Consider the following 2,000-nt stretch of genomic DNA (forward strand, 5'->3'; position numbering starts at 1 on the left):
ACATGCCTTTGCTTTTTAAGTGTGTAAAAAAATGGATAAAAGACGATTACAGATAATAAATTTTAAATTATTAGAAAATAAGTTCATAAAATTGTAAATAAAATTTATGATTATGTTTTTTATTCTGGAGATGAATTATCACGTTTAATTTTATCAATGCTTGTCAAATAATGCGGATAATATTGTTTTTCTAGTTTATTTGTTGATTTGCATGGCTATTTTTTGTTTTGAAGGGCGTGAAAAGAAAGGGGATATTTTAGTTAATTTGATATTTTAAATTATTGGCTTTTTGTATGATACAAAAGTGATTTATTGAGGTTACTTAATGTATTTGTTTATTCTTTATCTATCTGTATATAGGGAATGTGCCACATTTGTGTCTATTTGGTTATTTTTACAACCATGTGCTCAATAAATAAGCATTCAAATGAAGTTTCCTTGCTATTTCATGATGTATGAAAGATAATGTTGACCGCTTCGCAATTGGAAGCGAATATCAATGAGGGCTCTGTTGGTTCTCCCGCAACGCTAACTTGTTAACTTGGTCAGGTCTGGAAAGAAGCAGCCATAGCAGGGGATGTGTGTGCCGGGATGTCGCTGGCAGGGCCCTCACCAGTTTTAAGCTCATCATTGACTTTAATGCCGTCAGCCGATAATCGCTACCGGCTTTGGTCACTTCCTATCTGATCACTTCAGTTTAGCGGACAAATTTCCAAACAGACGATGGGATCTTATCATAGAGTTTATTCATGGTAAGTTCGGCTAAACGGTGGTCAGCAGCGGAGTAGAACAGTTCAAGTTCATCATCCGAGAGCTCATATTTATTTTTTTCAATTACGCGTTCCAGTGTTTCAATAGAAGTGCATTTTCTCAAACGCATCAGATAGTCAGTTTTAGTCATAGTTGCCTTATCTTATTTGGTATAAAAAATAGTTAGAAATATATTTATTAGGTTTTGCTTAAAGAAGCATTCAAATCATGTAACAGAATGTTAGTTAAGTGTTCGTTTGTTCTTTGCCATTTTGTAAGTTCAAGAAAGCTTATCTTATCACTTCCAAATAAATTATATGTTTCATCCAGATACTCATCAATTAAGGTACTAAGATCGTAGTTATCTGCGTATTTAATTTTAAAGCTCCAGACGAAAGCTGCAATGTGTTCGATCAATTCGTTTAATTTTAAGCTTTTTTCGGAACTTAGATCATGAATCCAATGATTGTCAGTGCGATTCAGGACTGAAAGTGCCTCGTGAATTAAATTTTCACATAAATATTTTAATTCAGCAATATCGTGTCTTCTTGGTGAATATTCATCCATAATCACCTCCGTAAACAAGGCGCAGCTTATTTGAACTAAGGCTTATACATGCTATTTATTATAGTCATTCTTTTAGAATAGAGCCTATCAAAACATGATTATTATTTATTAATATTAAAGCCCTATATTGCGTATCTGACCAACTAGGATTTTTAAAGAAGACTAATTTACGCTTAATTATGACAAAAATACTTAGTTCTAGCAAAGCCTGATTTCTGGCTATAGCTTAACAGTCTACTATAAAGGATAGTCATATCTGCATATGCTGTTAAATATATTGAAATAAACTAATACAGTAGATGCTGTAACAATAGCACAGACGTCATTATAGGCGATTGTGTTGCGACTTTCAAAATCAATATAGTGCTATTATTACATATGTCACCATCGAGATGGAACACTTTTTACCGTTAAAGGTGTTATCAGAAGAAAAACAAGCAAGGTTACCAATTTATCTTCTATTTATTATAAAAAACAAAAAGATGCCGATTTTAAACATAACCCGGATTTCATAAGTGTTTATTTTGATTAGGTTATGGGGGTGTTTTAACGTAAATATTGTAAGGTTGATGGTTTGTTGTGTGAACTGATTCAGCTTCATTTAAAAAGGCCACATAAGTGCTGTCTCTTGATCACATCTCTAGCTCAAGAGACTGTGCAAGCAGGTACCCCTCAAGGAGGGT

At 33.2% G+C, this 2,000-nt stretch carries 2 protein-coding genes and 1 other RNA gene; 1 reads left to right on the plus strand and 2 read right to left on the minus strand.

The window, feature by feature from the left end; translation table 11 throughout:
- The first annotated feature begins 509 nt into the window (after positions 1-509).
- Positions 510-606: signal recognition particle sRNA small type (ffs, locus tag AB204_RS21850), an RNA gene on the plus strand.
- Positions 607-697: 91 nt separating this feature from the next.
- Here the strand turns inward: ffs and AB204_RS20655 are convergent.
- Both AB204_RS20655 and tomB read right to left on the minus strand, forming a co-directional pair.
- Positions 698-901, minus strand: coding sequence for an HHA domain-containing protein (locus AB204_RS20655; RefSeq protein WP_010845060.1), 204 nt, complete (start codon positions 899-901; stop codon positions 698-700).
- Between the two features lie 47 nt (positions 902-948).
- Positions 949-1,317, minus strand: coding sequence for an Hha toxicity modulator TomB (gene tomB, locus AB204_RS20660; protein WP_047965258.1), 369 nt, complete (start codon positions 1,315-1,317; stop codon positions 949-951).
- Between the last annotated feature and the right edge of the window lie 683 nt (positions 1,318-2,000).

This window comes from Xenorhabdus khoisanae (assembly GCF_001037465.1).
In the GTDB taxonomy this organism is placed as follows: Bacteria; Pseudomonadota; Gammaproteobacteria; order Enterobacterales; family Enterobacteriaceae; genus Xenorhabdus; species Xenorhabdus khoisanae.